General features: G+C 65.5%; 16 protein-coding genes and 1 pseudogene. 7 read left to right on the plus strand and 10 right to left on the minus strand.

The window, feature by feature from the left end; genetic code table 11:
- The first annotated feature begins 9 nt into the window (after positions 1-9).
- Complete coding sequence (locus tag FL344_RS25330; protein WP_141620329.1) at positions 10-1,206, plus strand: carboxymuconolactone decarboxylase family protein; 1,197 nt, start codon at positions 10-12, stop codon at positions 1,204-1,206.
- A gap of 253 nt (positions 1,207-1,459) precedes the next feature.
- Here the strand turns inward: FL344_RS25330 and FL344_RS25335 are convergent, their stop codons facing one another.
- A complete protein-coding gene (locus FL344_RS25335) occupies positions 1,460-2,863 on the minus strand; it encodes an ATP-binding protein (protein WP_141620330.1) in 1,404 nt (467 codons plus the stop codon).
- 691 nt (positions 2,864-3,554) lie between these two features.
- Here FL344_RS25335 and FL344_RS25340 point away from each other — a divergent pair.
- Entirely contained in the window at positions 3,555-3,992 is a 438-nt protein-coding gene (locus tag FL344_RS25340; RefSeq protein ID WP_141620331.1) for a phosphate-starvation-inducible PsiE family protein, read from the plus strand.
- Positions 3,993-4,051: 59 nt separating this feature from the next.
- Here the strand turns inward: FL344_RS25340 and FL344_RS39320 are convergent, their stop codons facing one another.
- The 4 genes from FL344_RS39320 to FL344_RS25350 form a co-directional block, all read right to left on the minus strand.
- Positions 4,052-4,327: a hypothetical protein gene (locus FL344_RS39320; RefSeq protein WP_228565364.1), complete on the minus strand. Its 276-nt coding sequence runs from the start codon at positions 4,325-4,327 to the stop codon at positions 4,052-4,054.
- Positions 4,237-4,833, minus strand: a complete 597-nt coding sequence (locus FL344_RS39325) for an AsmA-like C-terminal region-containing protein (RefSeq protein ID WP_368667450.1) — start codon at positions 4,831-4,833, stop codon at positions 4,237-4,239. The genes FL344_RS39320 and FL344_RS39325 overlap by 91 nt, the downstream gene beginning before the upstream one ends.
- A gap of 277 nt (positions 4,834-5,110) precedes the next feature.
- Positions 5,111-6,061 (minus strand): AsmA family protein, encoded by a 951-nt coding sequence (locus tag FL344_RS39330; RefSeq protein WP_228565356.1) that lies wholly within the window; start codon positions 6,059-6,061, stop codon positions 5,111-5,113.
- A gap of 154 nt (positions 6,062-6,215) precedes the next feature.
- Entirely contained in the window at positions 6,216-7,133 is a 918-nt protein-coding gene (locus tag FL344_RS25350) for a YihY/virulence factor BrkB family protein (RefSeq protein WP_228565357.1), read from the minus strand.
- A gap of 187 nt (positions 7,134-7,320) precedes the next feature.
- On the opposite strand from FL344_RS25350, the gene FL344_RS25355 reads away from it, so the two are divergent.
- The 3 genes from FL344_RS25355 to FL344_RS39335 all read left to right on the plus strand — a co-directional run bounded on the left by FL344_RS25355 (position 7,321) and on the right by FL344_RS39335 (position 8,726).
- Entirely contained in the window at positions 7,321-7,632 is a 312-nt protein-coding gene (locus tag FL344_RS25355; RefSeq protein ID WP_141620333.1) for a DUF378 domain-containing protein, read from the plus strand.
- A 147-nt stretch (positions 7,633-7,779) separates the two neighbouring features.
- A complete protein-coding gene (locus FL344_RS25360; RefSeq protein WP_153881186.1) occupies positions 7,780-7,956 on the plus strand; it encodes a hypothetical protein in 177 nt (58 codons plus the stop codon).
- 587 nt (positions 7,957-8,543) lie between these two features.
- Positions 8,544-8,726 carry a transposase gene (locus tag FL344_RS39335; RefSeq protein WP_228565358.1) on the plus strand — a complete coding sequence of 61 codons (183 nt, stop codon included), beginning with the start codon at positions 8,544-8,546 and terminating at the stop codon, positions 8,724-8,726.
- 335 nt (positions 8,727-9,061) lie between these two features.
- On the opposite strand, the pseudogene FL344_RS25370 reads toward FL344_RS39335, so the two are convergent.
- The 5 genes and pseudogenes from FL344_RS25370 to FL344_RS25395 all read right to left on the minus strand — a co-directional run.
- A pseudogene (locus FL344_RS25370) lies at positions 9,062-9,961 on the minus strand (DUF6444 domain-containing protein); the annotation flags it as partial.
- Between the two features lie 923 nt (positions 9,962-10,884).
- Complete coding sequence (locus tag FL344_RS25375; RefSeq protein ID WP_228565359.1) at positions 10,885-11,751, minus strand: acyl-CoA desaturase; 867 nt, start codon at positions 11,749-11,751, stop codon at positions 10,885-10,887.
- 68 nt (positions 11,752-11,819) lie between these two features.
- Positions 11,820-13,475 carry an ATP-binding protein gene (locus FL344_RS25380; RefSeq protein WP_141620335.1) on the minus strand — a complete coding sequence of 552 codons (1,656 nt, stop codon included), beginning with the start codon at positions 13,473-13,475 and terminating at the stop codon, positions 11,820-11,822.
- A 459-nt stretch (positions 13,476-13,934) separates the two neighbouring features.
- Positions 13,935-14,840: a hypothetical protein gene (locus tag FL344_RS40105; protein ID WP_368667451.1), complete on the minus strand. Its 906-nt coding sequence runs from the start codon at positions 14,838-14,840 to the stop codon at positions 13,935-13,937.
- A 540-nt stretch (positions 14,841-15,380) separates the two neighbouring features.
- Positions 15,381-16,190, minus strand: a complete 810-nt coding sequence (locus FL344_RS25395; RefSeq protein ID WP_141620338.1) for a Bro-N domain-containing protein — start codon at positions 16,188-16,190, stop codon at positions 15,381-15,383.
- A 146-nt stretch (positions 16,191-16,336) separates the two neighbouring features.
- Here FL344_RS25395 and FL344_RS25400 point away from each other — a divergent pair, with 146 nt between their 5' ends.
- Positions 16,337-16,951: a tyrosine-type recombinase/integrase gene (locus FL344_RS25400; protein ID WP_141620339.1), complete on the plus strand. Its 615-nt coding sequence runs from the start codon at positions 16,337-16,339 to the stop codon at positions 16,949-16,951.
- 2,534 nt (positions 16,952-19,485) lie between these two features.
- Positions 19,486-20,166 carry a hypothetical protein gene (locus tag FL344_RS25405; protein WP_228565361.1) on the plus strand — a complete coding sequence of 227 codons (681 nt, stop codon included), beginning with the start codon at positions 19,486-19,488 and terminating at the stop codon, positions 20,164-20,166.
- Positions 20,167-20,183: the final 17 nt, after the last annotated feature.

Raw genomic sequence — 20,183 nt, forward strand, 5'->3', positions numbered from 1 at the left:
TCCATCCACATGAACAAATCGCTCTTGTGGTTCGCGGCCTGCGCAGGGGTCTTCGGCACGGCCTGCGCAACCGCTCAACGCGGAGATACCAACGCCATGTCACCTACTCAGCAGATCATGCGCGCCGGCACCCAATCGCCAACGGTCGGGCCGACGGAGAACTTCAGCGGGCGCGTGCGCGTCGACCCCTTGTTTGCCGCCAATGAAGAGATCAACGCTTCGAGCGCTTACGTGACGTTCGAACCTGGCGCCCGCTCCGCGTGGCATACCCATCCTGCGGGGCAGCGGCTGGTGGTGACGTCGGGTGTGGGGCTCACACAAGAGTGGGGCAAGCCCGTGCAGGAGATCCACCCCGGCGACGTGGTGGTGTGTCCACCAGGCGTCAAGCATTGGCACGGCGCCGCAAAAGCCACCGCGATGACTCACCTGGCCGTGACTGGATCCGTGGATGGCAGAAGCGTGACTTGGATGGAGAAGGTGACCGAGCAGGAATATGATGCTGCCAGCGCCTCGGTACGCCAGGGTCAGGACCACCGGACGACGTCAGCCGCACCGGCCGAACAGACTCTCTCCGCTAAGCAGCAGACCATCCCGTTGATCGCGGCCTTCATGGCCACGAGCGATATGCCTCGCCTGAACGTTGCCCTGAACGAAGGGCTCGATGCGGGTCTCACCGTCAGCGAAGCGAAAGAGATCCTGGTGCAGCTCTACGCCTACACGGGCTTTCCGCGCAGCCTCAACGCGCTGGGCGAGCTGATGAAGGTGGTGGAGGCGCGCCAGCAGCGCGGTATCAAGGACGCACCGGGCCGCGAGCCCAGTCGAGCCGTCCCCGTCGGCGACGCGCTGGTCGCCATCGGGACCGCGAACCAGACGAGGATCTCTGGCGCGCCGGTTCAAGGGCCGCTCTTCGACTTCGCGCCGGTCATCAATCAATTTTTGCAGGCGCATTTGTTCGGCGACATCTTCGAGCGCGACAACCTCGACTGGCAGAGCCGCGAGCTGGCCACGGTCGGCGCGTTGGCCGCTACGCCGGGCGTGGAGCCACAGTTGCGCTCGCACATGGCCGCCAGCATGCGTGTAGGCCTGACGGCTGGACAATTACGCCAATTGGCAGAGGTTCTGGCTGCGCGTGGTGATGCGGATGCCGCCAAGCGTGCGTCCGAGGCGCTGACACAGGCGCTTGCTGCGATGAAGGGAAAGGAGTGACTGCTGGCTTGTTCAAGGGGGCGATGTCTCCTCCCTGTGTCAGGGAAGCTGTCCGCCTTGGAGTACGCGCTGAGCTGACGAGGCCTCCTCGCGCCTCGCTCACTCGCCTCGACGCACTGTCGAACATCGCCGCGGCGCCCCCCATGACGCAGCGACCGAATTTGGGGTTGGGACGCCCGTTTTGACGTGCGTTCGACGAGCGATTGACGCAGCGAGCAACTCTCGGAGTAGCCACACTGGTCCGAAACGGCGCTTAGTCGCTGTTGCCATGAGAGTACGGAAGCTCGACGGTGAATGTGGCGCCGTTCCCGGCCTCACTCTCGACGCGGATGACGCCACCGTGGGCTTCGACGACCTGCCGGCTTATCCACAGCCCAAGCCCGAGCCCCCCATGGTTCTGTGAGGACACCGCGCGTTCAAATCGCTCGAAGATGCGCGCCTGGTCCTTGAGCGGGATGCCGATGCCGAAATCTCGCACGGACACTCGCGCCCCGTTCGTGCTTGCGCTCGCCTTCACCTCAACGGGACTGCCTGCGCCGTACTTGAGGGCGTTGGAGACCAGGTTCGTGACAACCTGCATCAGGCGCAGACGGTCCCACATCCCCTTCACGTCCTCCTCCAGGCTCAGGTGGAGCTGGCATTGCGCCTGGGCCACGGCTTCCGAGGACTGTTCCAGCACCTCGCTCACGAGCGCTGACAAATCACACGCCTCCAGTCGCAGCGTGAGCCGGCCCGCGCTGATACGGGCCACATCCAGCAGTTCGTCCGCGAGCAGGGTGAGCCGTTCTGCCTGCCGCCGAGCACGTACCAGCTTCTCTTTCAGGGGCTCGTCTCTCCGCTCCTGCGCCATGCCCAGTAAGGTGTGGAACTGGAGTTGGAGCGCGGTGAGCGGCGTCTTCAGCTCGTGGCCGGCGATGGAGAGGAAGTCATCGCGCAGCTTCAGCGATTCCAGCAACTCCCTCTCGACGCGTTTGCGATGCTCAATTTCAGCCGCGAGCGCCTGGGCTCGCTGTTGGAGGATGGAGACTTCGCGCAGACGGACACTCTCGGACTTTTCCCGTGAGTACGTCTCGGTGGGGACGACATGCGTGTGTGCGGCGCAGACAGCCTGGAACGCCCGTGCATCTTCCTGCGTGCGGAAGTTTCCTATCGAGTAGGCGCACAGCAGACTGAAGGGATGCTGCTTTGCGAGGTCATTCCATTGTTCCTCCAACATGAGCGCGGCCTGCGGGTTGCCGTCCTTCCCGAGCAGGTCCACCATCTCGCCATAGGCACGGACACACGCCCCCCGGGCGCCACGGTGGCTCTGCTCAAGAACCGGCCCGATGACACTCTTGAACCGATGCCAGTCAGGCAGCCCTTCGACCATGAACCGGTTGAGTGTTTGTCGCGCGTCGAGGAGGACGAGCCGCCCCTTCGCGCACGCGCGCGCCACGTCGGTGCCACGAGCTTTCAACCGCTGCGCGAAGCTCGCTCGGTGGGCCTCCGTGGCGATGACAACAGCGGGTTCTCCGACCTGGAATCCCCCGTCGAGGAACTGGACAACCACGTCTGAGAGAAACGCGGAGTCCTCGTAGAACTGGACGACGTGGTTGTTAGCGGCCCTCCACGGATGCTGGTCCTGGCTGCAAGCTGGACTTTCGAGTGCGGAGGTCATTATCGGAACTATACAAGCAGGGAGGGGCCAATCATCCTTTCCGAGTCCTTAGGGGGCCCAGAGGCTGAATCGCCGACGCCTTCAAGCTCTGGGGGGGACAGGGCGTTGGATATTCAACGCTGAAGAGCTCGGCCGGCTGCTCAGTGGGCGCGCGGTGCCCGAGGACTGAAATGCGCCGGTGCGTCGGGGTTCGTCAGGCTGACGTCTACGCGCCCGGTGAGCGCGGCCAGCACCTGCACGAGTGCCACACACGGGTCTGATGGGCTTGGGCGGATACACCGGGAAACCCGCGAGCAGCGTCTGGCTGGTTCTCCAGGAGACCTCCACCCTAGGGGCTTTAGGCGCAGGTGGATGGCAGCCGTGAGGTTCAGCTCTGTGTCGTCCGCCCTGGTGAGGTGGCCATCACCGGCCAGGCCCTTGGGGGCCTGGAACGACGCTGCCGGGGCGCCTCGGTTGGACGTGCCACCATCTTAGTAGATGAAGCCGATGTCCGTTTCACGCAGAGCCACATCAGGCAGAGCGACTCTCCGCGAGCCTCGCTCACTCGCATTGACGCGCTACCTAATGTGGCATGGACGCACCCATGACGCAGCGACCGAGTTTTGGGTAGGCACAGGAGGTACATTCCACTGCGGGTGGACTTCATCCGCCATCCCACCGATGCGCGGAGTCTGCCAACCACGGGGGAAACATGGGCGCACGAAGCACTGTCGAGCGATGGCTGGAGCGCATCGAAGCCAGTCTCAGCTTAGGCGTGACCATCGGCACGGCCTTCGTTGCCGTGCTCGGGCTCGCAGCGTTCCTCATGGCAATTGTGCACAGGGGGCTCTTGGGGGGAACCCTCGACGCTACCGCCATCGGGCACCTGCTCGATGTCGGGTTGGTGGTATTCATCGCGCTCGAGCTCTTCAAGATTGGAATCGCACATCTGCGCAACCGCAGCATCGTGCCAACGGTGATGGAGGCCGCGCTGATCGCGGTCGTCAGAAAGATTGTGGTGATGGAACTAGACGCGGAAACTTTTCCGAGGGTCCTAGCCCTCTCGCTGCTCCTGCTGTCCGTCGGCGCCACCTGGTTCCTGGTCCATCGGTCCCACGCCAGCGTTGGCCCTGCTTCGAACCGCGAATAGACGGTGAAGCTGCGTCCCGATGCTGATGGCTCCCGCTGCAGCGAGGCAAAGCGCCTTCGTTACTTCCTCGGTCGCTTGAAGAGGTCTCCAAGGCCCTTGCGTGCTCGGTTCACCGGGTTCTCGCTCCCTTTCTGCGGCAGCCCCCCTGGCAGCAGGCCCTTGGCGACGTCCAGCGTGCTGCCAGGCTTCACCTCAGGCGCTCTGAGCGTGCCCGTGATCGTGAGTGGGATCGTCACCGGCGCCTTCATTGGAATCGCACCGCGGGTGATGGCCGAGACGAACTGCTCGGAAGCGTTGAGCGTCCCCTTGAGCTCCAGGCGCTGATCGAGGCCCACCCGGCCATCCCAGCGTCCCGGTGCCAATGTCCGACTGGAACGCCATGGGCTTCGTGAACGCGACCCATCCGCCCTGGACCCGGAACTGCGCGCTCAGGTCGTTCAGTCGGGTGCCCTGCACCGCTTTCTGGACCGTGCCAGTCGCGTCCTTGAGCCCCAGTGCCTCCAAGCCCCGCCGTCAGTACCGGAACCACCTCCGCACCGACGTCTGCGGTCGTGAGGGCACCGTCGCGAAGCTGCACGCTCCCTCCGCCGGTGACGCTGGCCCGCGCTTGGGCCCAATCCACTCCGGTACCGGTGAGCTGAAGCTCGCCGCTGGCCTTGCCCCTCAGTGACGGTTGTCCCGAAAGCGACTGGAAGGCCTTCGCGGTGTCCATTCCGGCGAGGACCACCTTGAGTGTCCACTCCGGGCTGCTTCTTGGTGAGGTCCACCCGCGTCCCCGTGAGGTCAGCGTGCCCGCCATAGATCGTTGCGCCACCACGCTGCACGAGGAGCACGCCGTCATCCAGCCTCGCCTGCGCGTCTACGTCCGTGGCCACGAGCGCACCGTGGTGGAGCTTCGCCAGCTTGAGTGTTCCTCCCACATCGACCTCCCCAAGCTGCGCGCGCACCGAGTCAGGCAGCGCGGTGGCCGATTCTTCATCCTTCGGCTGCGGTGGCAGCACTCCGAGCAGGTGCTTCACGTCGAGTTCCTGCCCTTGCAGCGCGAAGCGCACGCGCGCGGGCGCCACCCAGGCCGAGGCCGTGCCGCCGAGTTGGATGCCGGGGCCCTTGAGGGCAATCTACGTGAAGCCCACCTTCGCCGCCTTCGCATTGGCCGGGGCGATGCGCGAGGTGAATGCGAACGAGCCGCTCGCCGGCTCACCGCGAAGCTTCAACTCTCTCGCTGAGCCGTGGCCCGCGAGCGCGTACTCGCCCTGGTCGGTCTTCACGTCCGCGGCGATGTCCATCCGGCCGCCCGTGAAATAACCAGCCGCCCTCGGAGGCAGGAAGTTCCGGAATGCGTTCACGTAGAGGTCCTTGCCGCGCAGGTGCAGCGTCACCTCGGGCACCGGCTGGCCGGGCTGGAGCTTCCCGGCGGGGAGCGGGTCGACCTTGAAGTCCATCGCCACGTTCTGCTCCGATGCGGCGAGCGCTGCCTTCATGGCGCCCTCGAACGCCAGTCCCGGTCCAAGGCCCATCAATTCCACGTCAATGTCCCGAAGCACGACCGCGGCGGTGCCACCGGCCGCCTGCAGGTCGGTCACATTCACGACGCCATCTCGAATCCGAAGGTCCTCGACGGACGCCCCTCGCTCGGACTCCGGGCGGGTGCTCCCGAGCGATTCGTGGTTCCATGTCCCGTCCTCGCGCCGCACCAGGTTCAGCTTCGTGTCATCGAGCTTCAGCGCGCTCACGCGCACATCCTTGCCGAGACTCCGAATCAGCGGCCAGAGCTGAACAGTAGCAGTCACACGTGGGGCCTCCAGGAACGGTGGCTCGTTGCCGTCACCCTCGACCCGCAGGTTCGTGAGCGTGGCGCCGGGCCTTGGAAGCCAGTGGGCATCAAGCTTTTCGACGCTCACAGGACGGCCGAGGGAGCTGGTGGCGATGGCCTTGAGCTGCCCGAGCAGACGCTCGGCGATCCACGACGGCTTCAGGGCCAGCGCACTGGCAGTCAGCACCAGCACGGCGGCCGCGACACCGAGCGCGACCATCAAGCCACGGCGGGCGGAGTGCGCAGTTCTCTTCATGCCCTTGTTAAGATGAGCGGCCCCTGGCCCCGCGGAGCCCCCAGGCAACCAGGCTCCTTTTGGGCCGCGCCCGCAAGAGACGGCTGTCTCGCCGCCCGTGCGCATTGCCCCTTTGTCGACCGCCGCCGCGCCGTCTGCTCGAACCGGAGCGGGCTCAGCGTTTGTCTTTAGAGGAACGGCGACCGAGGACGGCGTTGATCTCAGCGCCCAGCAGCAGCGCGAGCGAGGAGATCCACATCCACAACATCAGGACGATGATGCCTCCCAGGGCTCCATAGGTGATGCCGAACGTGCTGAAGCGGGAGACATAGAAGGAGAAGCCCAGCGAAGCAGCAAGCCAGACGAGCACCCCCGCTACGGAGCCGGGCGTGATGAACTTGAACCTATGACGGGTATCCGGGAGCACGGAGTAAAGGACGGCCCAGAGGATCATCATCAGCAGCGCCGCGAGGGGAAACCTCAGCCAGCCAGCCAGCCAGCCAGCCAGCGTTGCCCAGGGCCCACCGAGCCGGGTGGCGAGAGCCGGGGCGCCCACCGCGATGAAACCGGCGAGCGGCGCCAGGACGGCTCCCGCCAGCGTCATTCCCAACGCCATCCCCAGGAGCTTCCAGCGCGGACGGCTCTCTGTCACATCGTAGGCGGTATTGAGGGCTATCATGAGACTTCTTACCCCGGCGGTCGCCGACCCCGCGGCGGCCAGCGCGCTGATCGTCAGTAGCCCCCTGCCTGGCCCGGAGGTGAGTTGCGCGAGCTGCTCATAGAGGAGCCGGCTGAAGGCCGGGGGAACTTCGCGCCCCAGCGCGCCGATGAGCGCTTCTACCTGCGAGGGTTGAATGACGAGGCCCGCCAGAGCGACGGTGAGGAGCAGGAAGGGAAAAAGGGAGAGGAGGCCGTAGAACGTGAGCGCGGCCGCCGCGTCGCTCAGCTTGTTGCGCTGCCACTCCCGTCGCAGTCCCCCAAGGATGTCCGCCCACTCCGCTGCGCTGCCGGGTAGGCCCCCGTGTGCCCTCGCAGGACGCCTTTCCGCGCCGGGCGCTTCCTTGCGAGTCAGGCTGCGAGGCACGCTTTCCATGGTCATCTCCTGGGCGAAAGGTAGCCCTGCCCCGCCTCTGACTGCTTCAACAGACGCCACTGAACAGCCAGGCATCCGGGCCCGAGCGCAGGGCAATCACTAGGTTCATCTAAGGGGCAGCGGGGTTTTCACTGGGAGGCACCGCCTACTACTTGCCTCACGACACCCTCAGACGAGGAAACGAGCCATGGAACGCACGGATGCTGACCGCCTGAAGGCTGTGCTGGCCAAGATGATGGCGGTGCTGGCCATCATCGGCGCCATCAACTGGGGGCTGATCGGCTTCTTCAATTGGAACCTCGTGGAGGCGGTCTTCGGTGGAGGCTCACGTGAGGTGACCAGCGCTCTTGCTCGCCTCATCTACTCCGTCGTGGGACTGGCGGGAGTGGCGCTCGCGCTCACCTTCCCATGGCGTCGGCCGCTGGAAACGACGACAACGACCACGACGACCCGAATCACGGGGGCTCGGTCCAACCGACGGTCGGACGCGCGGGCTTGATGCGGAGAGCCGTTGCGCCAAGGGAGGGCTCGACCGTGGTGTGTGCGTGCGCGGCTGTCTCTGTGGCACCAGGCGGCGCGTGACAGGGCGTGGCAGAATTCTGGCCCGCCAGCTACGGTCGGCGAGAATGGCAAGAGGCGGGTTTTCGTGAAGGCGCTGGTCGAGACGATGCGCTCGGTCCTGCGGAGCCGTTCGGAGCTGGCGCTGGAGAATCTGGCTCTTCGCCAGCAGCTCGCAGTCTTCCGTGAGAAGCGCCCATTCCCGAGTCTTGCCCGGGGCGACCGCATCTTCTGGGGCGTTCTCCAACGCCTCTGGCAGGGTTGACGGAGGCCATTGTGCTTGGTTCAGCCGGCGACAGTGGTGAAGTGGAATCGGATGGGCTTTGGGCTCTTCTGGCGCTGGAAGTCCCGGAGTCGGGTGGGGCGGCCTCGGGCAACTCCGGAACTGCGCGCGTTGATTCGGCGCATGGCCGAAGCCAACCCGACATGGGGTGCCCCGTGTATTCACGGGGGGGTACTGAAGCTGGGGATGGAGGTAGGCCAGACAACGGTCGCTCGGTACATGCCCAGACCGGGAAGGGGAGCGCCGAACCAGTCACCAACTTGGCGGAACTTCTTGCGCTTGCATCTGGCGGAGTCCACAGGGATGGGCTTCTTTGTCATTCCGACTGCGACGTTCGGAGTGCTGTTGGGATTTGTGACTGTGAGTCACCGAGACAGGCGAATCCTCCACCTCAATGTGACAGCGCACCCGACGGAAGAATGGACGAAGCCGCAGTTGCGAGAGGCCTTTCCCTAGACCAGTGCTCCGAGATACTTGCACCGAGATAGGAACAAGCTCTACTCCGAGGGCGTTCGCGCCACGTTTACCCATTTGGGGATTCGCGAGGTGCCGAGTGCAGCACGGTGTCCGTGGCAGAATCCCTGTGCGGAGAGAGAGTCATCGGCTCGATACGTAGGGAGCTGCTGGACCAGGTCGTTGTCCTGAACGAAGCCCACGCTCGGCGCCTGCTGCGCGAGTACCAGCGCTACGACAATGCGAGCCGGACGCACCTGTCGCTCGGGAAAGATGCGCCCGAGACGCGTGAGGTATAGGGCCCGGAGCACGGAGCCAAGGTGATAGAGCTACGGGAAGTCTTCGGGCTCCACCATCGGTACGAGCGCCGCGCTGCGTAGAGTCTCGGTCCTTCCAACAGCACCCTCGTAGACCCGCGCGTGCTGCACCAGCCTACCTGCGTTCGCAGGAAGGGCGGGGAGCGTCCACACGCAGGCAGAGAGGTGTTGAGGCGTCTGAACCGGGCGTAATTCCGATCTCTGTCAAACGGAAGGGAGGGCCCAGCGGCTCGTCATGCAAATCGCTCACGTCATGACGCGCATTTTGATGCAGCCTTGACGCACCCATGACGCAGCGACTGAATTTTGGGTAGGCACAGGTGGGCCCAGCATACTTGCCGCGCTTCCATGGCCCAGAAATTCAGCGCGGTGGCGCGGTCGCTGAAGAGGACGCCGAGCTTCAGGCCGAAGAGCGGCGCGAGCGTCCGCGACTTGCCGTCCGTCAGAATCTTGAAGACGGTGGCCATTGACGAGGCGATGGTCCACAGCTTGCGCGCCAGGCCGGCCTCAAGCCACTGGGTGCCGTCCGTGTGCTTCACCGGCGCCACCAACACCCGGGACCAGGCCTCGTCCACCGCGGGCTTCACCGCCTCGCTGACGCGCGCCTCGACGGCGCTCACCGCCCCCAGCGAAATGTCGAGGCCCAGCACATCCCCCAGAAGCCTCACCGCCGAGCGCCGACTCAGGTAGTAGACGCCCGTCAAAAGGCCAACCACGGCGGACAGCCGCGGGCCGAAGGGCAACGTCGGAATCGCCGCGGTGCTTGCCCACGTCTCATGCTGGCACCTGGGGCACTCCACGCCATGGCGCATCCACTGCGTGACGTGAGCCTTGAGCGGCGGCAATTCCACGGACTGGTAGCGCCGCACCCGCGTGCCGCCTTCGGGCGAGAGGGGCGCCCAGCAATTCTCACACGCAGAAGGGAAGAGGTGCTTGAACTCGCTCACCTCCTCCTCGGCAACCAGCGCGCGTGTCAGGCCTTTGTGTCCCGGCTGTCCACCGCGTTTCTTCTCGCTCCCGCTCCGCCTGCGCCGCTCGGCTTTCTGCCCCGGCGTGTCGCTCGACGGTGGCCGGTTCGAGTTGCCCGAGTTGCGCCGCAACTGCTCCCGCAACTCGTGCACCAGTCGAGTCAGCTCCTCGACTTGACGCTCGAGCTCCGCGATGCGCGCATCTTTGGGGTCGACCTCGGCCACGACAAGCCCTGTCTCATGTCCCACGCCGCCTCTGCGAGCGACAAGCCTCCCGCCGGCTGCAAGCCTGCTCCTTCTTCAACCGTCTATCTCCCCTGAACGCTTACTCACCAGGATTGGTACCCAACGAACAGAATCGAGGCGCTCGTGACGATGGAAAGTGGCACCTCGGGCTCAGTATCTCTCACCTTCGCCCGTGAGTACCTGATGCCGGCGTTACGCCCAGCGCCCCGTCGTCAATGCCAAGTATGCGTGATTAGCCGAGTGCAGGCTGCGGAGCTCACTGCACCAGCCACCGGAGCGTATCCGAGTTGATGGTCATTGCTAGGGCTCAAGAAGCTTGGCTCCGGCTTCTGTCCCCGCAGGCATGTCGCCGGCGCACTTCGCGGTCGCGAGCCACCGTGTCCGAGGGGCGGGTAGGAGGTGCAGCGGTCGATCCACGAAGCCGCAGCGACTGCCCGCTGGAGTTCAAATCTTGAGGCCTAGGAGGGGGATGGGGGGCTGCCGCCTCCCTCGTTGTCCCAGCCGCTCTCCGGGCGTCCCGAGCTATGCCATTCTGCGGCGGGGGGCGCTTGGCGAGCCAGTGGAGTCATGCTCCAGCTTCCGAAGTCTAGCAACTGGAGGGTGCGGTCCTCCGCCTGGACGCGATACGCGATCCACTGGTCGCCCAGGAATACCCGGTGAATTCCTGGCGAGACGACCGCGAGTTCCTTCGCATGGGGACGCCCCAGCTTGGATGGGGATTGGGCGGCATCCTCGGCCGCCGCGGCGAGCATGTCCAGTCGCTCCTGGATGGGTTGGCGTTCAGAGGGAGGAAGCTGCTCGTACGCTTCCGAGAGCTCGGGGACGATAGTGATGCAGTAGGACATGAGAGACACCGCGATGAGGGAATGGGCCTGTCATGCTTGTGTTACGCTCAAGGCCCATATGATTGAAGAGACAATCTAAAATTAGTCATGGCGGGAGTTTCTCGCCGGCTGAAGTATCCCTTTGTTTCTGGTTTTCCCTTGCGCATCGCCTTGAGCTTTGCGACCGTCGAATGGACGGAGCGTCGAGTGCTGGCTGCGCCTCCCCGCTGCCTCTGGACGCGCCGGCGGGGCGTGCATCACCTGGATGAGCTTCATTCGGGCGAGCAGGCGCATGACCTGCCAGGTGGGGTCTAGCTCGAAGCGCTTCGCGGCGAAATCGGGGCTCGCCGGCCGGGCGTGGTGGTTGTTTTGGAACAGCTCGCCCATGCACACCACGTCCAGGGGCAGCGTGTTGCGCGACTGGTCTCGGTTCGCGAAGTTGCGGTAGCCGTACCGGTGTCCGCACCAGTTCACGATGGCGCCATGCACAGGCCCCATCACGAAGTGCAAGGGGAGGAGCGCCCAGTGCCACCGGCGCGTGGCGAAGCGCTTGTAGACGAGCGTGTAGAGCGCACCAAACCCCAGGCGGGCAGCCCAACTGCTGAAGAAGCGGTCCACCGCGGGCCACTCGGGGTAGCCACCAATGAATCGTGCCTCTGCCTGGACTTGTCTTGTGAGCAGCCCCCCGAAGCGACGCCCCGTTTCCAGCATCATGCGCGGCAGGTGCTTGTGGTGCGCAGGGGAGTGTGGGTCACGGGCGGTGTCCGCATAGGCATGGTGTTCACGGTGCAAGATGGCGTAGGCGCGTGGGTCGAGGTAGCTCGAGCCCTGCACAAGCGCGGTGCTCAGATGCAGCACGCGTTCTGAGCGCGGCGTCATCGTGAACATCCGATGCGCGGCATAGCGGTGCTGGAAGAGGCTTTGGAAGAGCACACTCAGCGTCCAATGGGAGGCGAAGAAGGGGAGCATATTTGTAAAACTTCTGGGGTGTCACCTCTCTGTCAGCTCACGCCCGATACCGGGGCAGGATGGGCGGCTTACGGCTCGCGCGGCTGGTAGGGCCGGGAGTCCAGCGGCAGCGTAAGGGTGAAGGTCGTTCCGGTCGCGGCGTCACTCTGGACTGTGACGCTTCCACCATGTGCTTGCGCACACCCCCAGACGAGCGCCAGTCCAAGTCCCCACCCCCTCGACGTCCCTTCCTGCGCAGAGTGGGTCCGGGTGAAAGGCTTGAAAATCTGTTCCTGGTCCGTGAGAGCGATGACAGGACCTCGGTTGTGGACTGACGCTCGTGCCGTGTCTCCGGTCCGGGTGACTGTGAAGGTGATGGGTTCGGTGGCGGAGCCGTACTTGATGGCGTTGCTCCCCAGGTTCCAGAGCGCGCGGCGGAGTTCCTCCGCGCTCCAGACTCCCCGGACGCGCTCCTCCGCATGGAGCACGAAGCGGTCCCCATGGAGCGCAATCAACTCTTCGACCACCTCCTGGGCGACGCCGCCTAGGTCGCAGGTGTCGAGGCGAAGCGGGAGCCGCTGGCCTGCCTGGATGCGGTTCGCGTCGAGCAGGTCCCGCACCATCTGGTCGGTGCGTTCGATGTTCCGGTCGATGCGCAGAGCCAGGTCTCGTCGTTGGTCCAATCGTTCGGGGTGCCGCATGAGAAGCTGCGCCCCTGACTTCGCCGCCGACAGCGGTCCGCGAAGGTCATGGGCGAGCACCGAGACGAAGTGTTCGCGAAGCGCTCGTTCGGCCTGCAGCGCTTCGATTTTCTCGCGCAGCTTCGCGTACAGCTTGGCGTTGTCCAGATGGACGCCAAGCTGTTGTCCCAGCGAGAGCAGCCGTGCCTTCTCCCGTGCGGTGAATTCCCGGACCTCGGTAAGGCCGACAAACATGATGCCCACCAGTGCACGGTGGGGGGGGAGTCGAACCCCGAGCAGCGAACGCAGTCCGCTCTGGCGAAGCAGAGGGCTCAGCTCGAGCGGCGTCGTCTCGGCATCCAGGACCGAACTGGTCTCATCGCCCCCAGCGGCAACCATTCCGGGAAAGGATGCGGGACTCATCGAGGTCGCGTAGTTCTCCAGGTGCTCGCTCGCTATCCCCGCAGCGGCTGCGGTAACGAGCCTTTCCCCCTCGACTTCATACAGAAGCACGGCCGCGCTCTGAGCGCCCATGGCCTCGACGACCAACTCAAGGGCTCCCTTTAAGTGGTGATGCAGGGACGTCGTCTCCTCCATGAGCGCTTCGCTGGCTCCCTGCTGGAGGAGCCGCAAGTATCGTTTCTCCGTCTGCTCGTCCTCCATCAGATGCTGACTGAAGATTTCCGCCACGGCGGTTGATGCGTCATGCAGCTCGGTGAAGAGGCGCTCAACGTCCTGGACGCTAGGACGGGCCTCGGGCGAAGCGTTCGCCCACGTGTGGGTAATGCACCGTCCCAGGATGGCGAACTCCTCGATGACTTCCGCGACATTGAAGCCCTGTCGGAGGCGGGCGGCTACATGGCTTTCGATGTGCGCTTTCCGGGCGTTGGCGAGCGCACCGGGTGCCCCTTCTTCGTCGGCAAGCGAGGCTAGATACGTAGGTATGACGTTTTCGAACTCGGGCCCATCCAGCCTTCGGGCGGATGCCGCGCGGGTGGCCTGCTCGGACCATCTACGGATGATTTCACTTCGATTCCGACGAATGGTCTCCGCAACACTTGCCATCGCGATACCTCGATTTTCTAAAGAAGTAGGGATGCCGCCTGGCACTTCCTGTGTGAGCAAGCGTAGAGCTTGTCGGACTGTTGGTAATCAAAGAGTGGATGCCCTGTCGGGCTTGGCCTTTGTAAGAAATCGTGCTGGCGGATATCGTCTGCTACCAGCCAGGCAGGCGCTGTGGGGAACGTCTTCAGCATCGCCTCACGAGCATCGTCCCGATTCGGATGTTGGTCATCTGGTTGGCGGTCCACGCAAGTCGCGGAAGAGTTGTGAAGGCATGGTGCCTTCAGATTCAACACAGTGCTCTATCGTCAGCGCTCCGTCATTGACGAGTTGTGGGCTGCCTCAAGGACAAGCATCTAGTTTAACGTCAGATGTAACAGGCTCGCGGCGAACTACCTGTTCCTCGTCCAGGCGGCGCTCATCGCGCCCTATCTGCGGCGTCCACATCCATCAGGCACGGCCTCAGCCAATCACCCTCACCCCAATCTCTCCGCTACCTCGTCTCTCCGGTCCACGCTCCCGCTGGCACGCCAGGGCCACGGCCCAGAACTTGTCCGCGTGCCCGCGGTTGGTGCGCTCGGCGTCGAAGGACACCTTCCCCGACGGCAGCACGCGCCGCTTGATGGAGTGGATCTGCCCGACAAGCTCACGCTGGCGCGGCAGGGTGACGTCGCGGCGCTGGAGGAGAATCTTGAAGTCGGTGGCCCAGCGCTCCTTGGCCTCGTTGGTGAAGTTCTCCGCCACGACTTGGGGAAAGTCGCGGGCAAGATTCTCAGCAAGATTCATTCCGATGCCGCTGCGGTCGACGGAGAGTCGAGCCACGGGCAGGACGGAGAGGAGACGACGGAGGTGGGCCTCCTGCTCCGCAAAGGGCACACCCTCGAAGCTGCGCAACATACGGCAGGTGAAGCGGCCCGCCACCTCCTCGAAGACGGCCAGCTCGGAGCGGTCTCGGGTGCGGCCCACGTCGAATCCCGCCACCAAGCGTCCCTGGGGCACGGGCACGTCGGACGCGTCCTGGGCCAAGGGCAGCTCGTCGGTGGTGCACGGGAGGATGAGCTCGTAGGAGAGGAAGCTGTAGGACTCGTCGACGTAAAAGGCATTCGAACTCCTGCTGGAAGTCCTCCTGGGGCAGGGAGTCGAACTGCTCCACGGGGACGGGGCGCCCGAAGCGCGCGACGCGCTCCTCGGTGGACATGAGAGGGGCTTCCACCGAGGCGCGCCGCACGTCGAGGGAGAAGAAGCGGCACAGCCACCAGGGCACCAGCTGGCGGGTGTGGTGCGGGTACTTGCGCAGCTCCTGGGCGTCAATCTCCCAAAAGATGCCGCGCCGGCCGAGCGGGGTGCTGCCCCCGGTGAGTTGCCCATGCGAGCGCAGAATGAGGGCGGTGCTGCCGGTGTAGACTTCGCGGTCGTTGACTAGGTGCGCCAGCTCGTCCAGGTACACATCGCCGCGCTTCCCGCGCGGAGGCTTGGCGGGAACGGAGATGATGCGCGAGAGGCGCCGGCCTCGGGAGTTCGACTCGAAGGCCAGCTCCGTCTTCGCGTCGGTGACGAGCTTCTTCTGGTAGGCGAGCGGCAGCTCCTCGTACACCTGCCGGGCGATGAGCACCTTCTCCACCGCGTCCGAGAGATTGTACGAGACGAAGACGGCCGTGTGGCCGTCGCGCAGGTGGCAGCGGGCGAGGGCCTCGAGGGCGAAGAGGAAGGAGAAGCCCACCTGGCGGCTCTTCGCCACCCAGCGGAAGCGGGAGCGGTTGTCCAGCAGGGCCTGCTGGTAGGGCTCCAACACCACCGGCTCGCTGTCGTAGTGGCACAGGCCGGAGATGAAGCCCGACTCGGTGGCGAGCCACTGGGTGAGGTCGTCCTCGGTGCGCTTGACGATGCCGAGTGTCACGGTGCCCTCCTTCAACCGAGGCCGACGGAAATCGCCGAGGAGCGAGCGACATCCTCCAGGACGCCGAGCACCTCGGGTCGCCAGAGGAGCTGGTAGGCGGCATGGCCGTTGCGACTGAAGGGGACGGCCTCGGCGTACTCCCGACCCGCGTCCGTCAGCTCCCATTCCTCGCGCTCGTTGCGTCGCTGGAGGCCGCATGCTTCCAGGCGGAGGTTCATCTTCCGGGCGGACAGCCCCACCTTCTGGCCGAGCTGCGTGGCGTTGAGCCGCGCGGGGGGCTCGGCGGCAGCCGGCAGCCCCTTGCGGTGGGGCTCCATCGTCAGCCCAGTGTCTCGGTGGATGGCGTCGAGGGCGCAGGCCGCGGCCAGCTCCGGCTTGAGTCCCGGGATGAAGGAGGCGAGCGTCCTGGCTACTTCCAGGTGGGCCAGCACCTGGGCTTGGAGCGGCGAGGGGCGCGGCTGTGGTGACGGAGCGCCTGGCGTCGTGTAGCTGCCCGTCTTACGGATGGAGGGCAACACCGTGTGTGTCACCCAGCGGCGGAACCTCTCTACCTTCTCGGCCTTCTCGTGGCTGTGGGGCTTGGCCGCGAAGATGGCGCGGTACAGCCCAGGCTCACTGATGATGGACATCTCCCGAGTCCCTGCGTCCGTACGCACGTCGTGCGTACGGACCTCGTCCGTTGCGAGCACGCGTGTCAGGTCGCTGGCCATGCGGTATTCGAGGGATTCTGCGATGTCTTTGGCGACGAACCAATGCTCGCCGTGCGCGTCGGTGACGACGCGGAACGTGGTGCGATTCGAAGTCGAATGAGACAGGCTGATTCACAGGGACTCCTTCTTGGAGAGGTTGGGGAAGGCCAGGGCCGCTTGCGGCGCCGGCGAAGAATCAATGAGCAGCGTGGTTAATGACTTGTCTTGTTGGGGCGACAGAGCGCGTATGGCCACGTCCTCTTCACGAAGGAGCCGCCATGTCTGCCTATGCCGCTGTCACCCGCGCACCCCGCACCCTCACGGAGAAGGAGGTGGCGCGGCTGCTGCGCGCCACGGGGCTGCACAAGGATGGATTCAGGGACCACTGCCTCTACAGCCTCGCGCTGGCCTCGGGCCTGCGTGAGCACGAACTGGTGGCCCTCAACGTCGGGGACATCTTCGACGAGCGCGGGCGCGCACGCCGGCACGTGCTGTTGCACGTCTTCAAGGGCTGCCGCCGGCACCCGCGCCCCCAGGAGGTTGTCCTCTCGGACACGGTGCGCGCGAAGCTGGAGAAGTTGCTGCGCCTCAAGCGCGCGCAGGGGCATGACGTGGGGCCCCAGGCGCCGCTCTTCCTGAGCCGCAAGGGCCTGCGCCTGTCCACGCGGCAGGTGCGCCACGGCTTCGCGGTGTGGCAGGAGCGCGCGGGGCTGGAGCGGCACCTGAACTTCCACTGCACCCGCCACACCGCATGCACCGGGGTGTACCGGAGGACGAAGGACATTCGCCTCACTCAGAAGTTCGCGAGGCAGCGAAGCGTCGACTCCACCGTCATCTACACGCACCCCTCGGACGACGAGCTGGTGCGCGTGACGAACGACTTGCCCTGCTGATGGGGCATGCCGCCTCCGCGCTGAGCGCCCGCGAGAGCCCCTGGTTGGGCCGGGGTGCCGCGCGGAGGCGGTGAGGGGTGGCCGTGCTCGGGGCCCGCGCGGACTGCCCCAGGCGCAGGCGCAGCCGGCGAAAGTGAACAGCGCGAGGCGTTCACTTACCGGGTGCAAATGAACAGGGGCGGGGTGTTCACTTTTTCGGAGCTGACTCTCTCGAAAAGGGCCCCCGATACACGCCCCGGCAGCGCCGGCCCCACGAAAAATCGCACCACCCCCCCCACCCTGGCGTCAGGGGTAGGCAAGGTAGGCGTGCTGGCGTCATCGGTAGGCATGGTTGCGCCCGGCCGGGGCAGGCGGTGAAGGTGACTGGGGACGAGCTGGGCCCCGCGATGGGCGGCAGGTGGCGCCAACCCGGGGAAAGCGGCCATGGGCCTCGGCGCTTCGGCCCGCCAGGAGGCCTCGTAAGCGCGCGAAACAGCGTGGGGCGATGAGGCCGAACGGCCGCCTTTACCTGTTTTCGGCCATTCGGCTCGGCCCTGGTAACGGCACGCGCGCCCAGGTGCGCGCGGGGCGGAGGGCCGGTGCTTCGAGGGCAACTCGGGGCCGCGTGGGGCTCACGAGGAGGACAAAGGCCTGCGGCCCGAAGCGCTGGGGGACACGCGCGCACGAAAGGGGTGTCACGCGGCGAAAGGCGCGGCGCGCGGGGTTGCCCGGGGGCGCGCGCCAGGTGGGCCAGGTGGCGGCCAGCGGGGCTTCGGCGGGGAACGGGCAAACGGGCCAGGAAAGTGAACGGCTTGCGAGTCCGGCTCGTTGGACGGAGTGTGCTTCCAGGCCCGAATTATTGCCCGGAGCGATCCCGCGGCGCTCGAGGACCTGGTGGCTGTCCGCCCTAACCTCGCAAAACTACAAAGGCTGTGGTGCCAGGCGTGTGCTTTCGCGCGCCAGGCCGGAGCTCCACAGGGAAAGTGAACGGGCGTGGCCTGGCTCGGCGAAAGTGAACGGCGAAACTGAACGCGAAAGTGTCCGCGTTCACTTATCGGCGGGCGCTCTCAGTCGGGGTCGGCGGGGGAGGGCGCCTGTCGGAGGGGAACTACCCCGAGCGCGGGAGTGTGCTGGCCCTGGACCAACCTGGACGAACAGCTTCGGGCTTCACGCAGCCGCCGAGACAGCCGCGCCTTCGACCTGTCATGGGCCGTCCTCTCCTGTGGGGCACCTGCGCGAATCGGAGTCCCGTTCTGCTCAAGCTGCCCGGGCGCTCAGGAGTACCAAGGGGCAGCTTCGCCAAAGCCTGAACGGTTCTCGCCTTGCCCTGACTTCCGCGCGCAGGCGAAGGGCAACTGGGAGCAAGTGGTAGTCCTGCGCGCTCAGGGGGCGCGAGCTGATTGGCCGACCCGGATGCGGTCCGTTGAGCCGGTCCTGGCACCCAGCAACCAGGCCAGGGAGGCCGGAGGTGCCGAAGTCTCACCCAGGCGCCCGGTACCTCCAGTTAAAGCAGGGCCCCGCCCCCGACTTCAGCTGCCGGACTTTTCCAAAGTCCGGCAGAAGTCCGGCATGAAGTCCGGCAGCAATTTCCGTAACAACTTCATGGGGTTGAGTCACTCTGCCGGACTTGCCGGACTTCAAAGGCACCTTTACGTACGCGAGGGAGAATATTTTGGGAGGGAAGCGCGCAGAAAATATTTCCCCGTAGAGGGGCGGGACGGGGGAGGAAGTCCGGCAAGTCCGGCAGGAGGGCCTAACCACTCGTAGTTACAGCCGTTTTGGGTGCCGGACTTCTGCAGGGGAAGTCCGGCAGGAAGTCCGGCAGTCCGGCAGGAATGTGAGAGTCGGAGGGGGAAACGTGGGTGATGAGGCCACTCGCTCTCCTGTTCCCCGCCTTCATCGTCCTACTTGCCCTCGCGTCGTGCTGGGACCGCCGGTTGCGCGTCACCAGTGAGCACCACTCCGTGCGTCTGCTGGGGTTGCCCTGGTGCGAGCGAGAGCTGCTTCTGGGGAGACGGCGGTCCGCGCCCTTCGGTGCGAAGGTTGCCTCGCCCACGCACTCCTCACTCGTTCCGAGCAGTCATGGCCAGCCCGTCGTGGAGTGCTCGTTGCCTCTTCCCTTGGAGCGCAGCGTGGGCGTCCGAATGGAGGAGGTGGGAACTCCGCCCGTGTTCAAGGCAGAGGGGCATGAGGCCCGCCAAGCAGAGGCCATCGCCGCCCCCATGAAGGAGCGACCCTCCATGCTGGATGGCCCGCCGCGGCCTCCTTCTCATGGTGCTACCGGATGCGGGGCAAGCCACCAGGACTCCAGCAAAAACTGATTACCTGGAGAGTTGAAGGCCCCAGTGGAAATTCGTGCGCGTCGGCATGTCCCCGATTGCGGGCACCGAGCCTTTGTCTCTGCAGGGCGGAGCGGCTCCCCAGTAGCGGCGGCCACAACCTCCTCCGGCCCCGAGGCACGCATGCGTGACGAGAGCGACTTCCCCAGGCCAGTTACCCAGACGCCCAGCCCTGCCCCAGCCCAGCCCTTGGGGGAGGACTGCCGCACGCAGGAGTTGACGAAGCAGCCCAAGGAGGCCGGGGTCGCCTGGCTGAAGTTGGAGAATGACGGCGACGCCGCCGTCGTCGTCTTCCTCGGGGAGCCGCACCCGCGCGACGTGGCTGTCATCGACAACAAGTTCGTCCCCTTTACCCGGAGGCTGAAGGCGGAGGGACACAAGCCCGTGCTGCGATTTACCCACAACGTCGCCCTCTTCGAGACGCGCGAGGTGAAGGTGCTTGAGTACGGGATTGGCTTTTTCAAGGACGTCCTGCGCGTGCGGCACGCGTTTGGGCTTGAGACGTGGGCCGTTGAAGTCCAGCGTCACGGGGCCGCGAAGGACTGGTGGCAGACGCGCTACTCCCTGCAGCCCGAGCGCCGCCTGTCCTCGGAGGAGCAGCATGCCTTCCAGGGGCTGCCGCTTCACGACTTGGCGAAGCTCCGGGTGGACGCGTCGACGGCAGCCGAAGCAGCGCGCCGCGGCGACTCGGGCGCGAGGCGGCCCAACGCGCGCCTCGTGCAGTACCTCTCTAACGTGCTGAAAACCATGCCGCGCAAGAGGGTGGAGCGCCTCCTCCACCACCACCTCGGAATGCAGCAGGTTGGGGACGTGTCAGCCATGCGCGGCGAGGAGTGGCAAACCTTCGTCGAAGAGGTTGCAGTCGAGTACCAGGCGTTTTGGGAACGAAACTGCTGAGCGCCAGCCCGAGGTGA

This window comes from Myxococcus sp. AB036A (assembly GCF_006547355.1).
GTDB classification, from domain to species: Bacteria; Myxococcota; Myxococcia; order Myxococcales; family Myxococcaceae; genus Myxococcus; species Myxococcus virescens.

What these genes read in the sequence shown, in the direction of transcription:
- FL344_RS39330 (WP_228565356.1), bottom strand. Translation starts at nt 6,061, where the DNA reads ATGAAGAGAACTGCGCACTCCGCCCGCCGTGGCTTGATGGTCGCGCTC.
- FL344_RS40105 (WP_368667451.1), bottom strand. Translation starts at nt 14,840, where the DNA reads ATGGGCAACTCACCGGGGGCAGCACCCCGCTCGGCCGGCGCGGCATCT.
- FL344_RS25330 (WP_141620329.1), top strand. Translation starts at nt 10, where the DNA reads ATGAACAAATCGCTCTTGTGGTTCGCGGCCTGCGCAGGGGTCTTCGGC.
- FL344_RS25350 (WP_228565357.1), bottom strand. Translation starts at nt 7,133, where the DNA reads ATGGAAAGCGTGCCTCGCAGCCTGACTCGCAAGGAAGCGCCCGGCGCG.
- FL344_RS25400 (WP_141620339.1), top strand. Translation starts at nt 16,337, where the DNA reads ATGTCTGCCTATGCCGCTGTCACCCGCGCACCCCGCACCCTCACGGAG.
- FL344_RS25340 (WP_141620331.1), top strand. Translation starts at nt 3,555, where the DNA reads ATGGGCGCACGAAGCACTGTCGAGCGATGGCTGGAGCGCATCGAAGCC.
- FL344_RS25375 (WP_228565359.1), bottom strand. Translation starts at nt 11,751, where the DNA reads ATGCTCCCCTTCTTCGCCTCCCATTGGACGCTGAGTGTGCTCTTCCAA.
- FL344_RS25355 (WP_141620333.1), top strand. Translation starts at nt 7,321, where the DNA reads ATGGAACGCACGGATGCTGACCGCCTGAAGGCTGTGCTGGCCAAGATG.
- FL344_RS39325 (WP_368667450.1), bottom strand. Translation starts at nt 4,833, where the DNA reads ATGACGGCGTGCTCCTCGTGCAGCGTGGTGGCGCAACGATCTATGGCG.
- FL344_RS25380 (WP_141620335.1), bottom strand. Translation starts at nt 13,475, where the DNA reads ATGGCAAGTGTTGCGGAGACCATTCGTCGGAATCGAAGTGAAATCATC.
- FL344_RS25335 (WP_141620330.1), bottom strand. Translation starts at nt 2,863, where the DNA reads ATGACCTCCGCACTCGAAAGTCCAGCTTGCAGCCAGGACCAGCATCCG.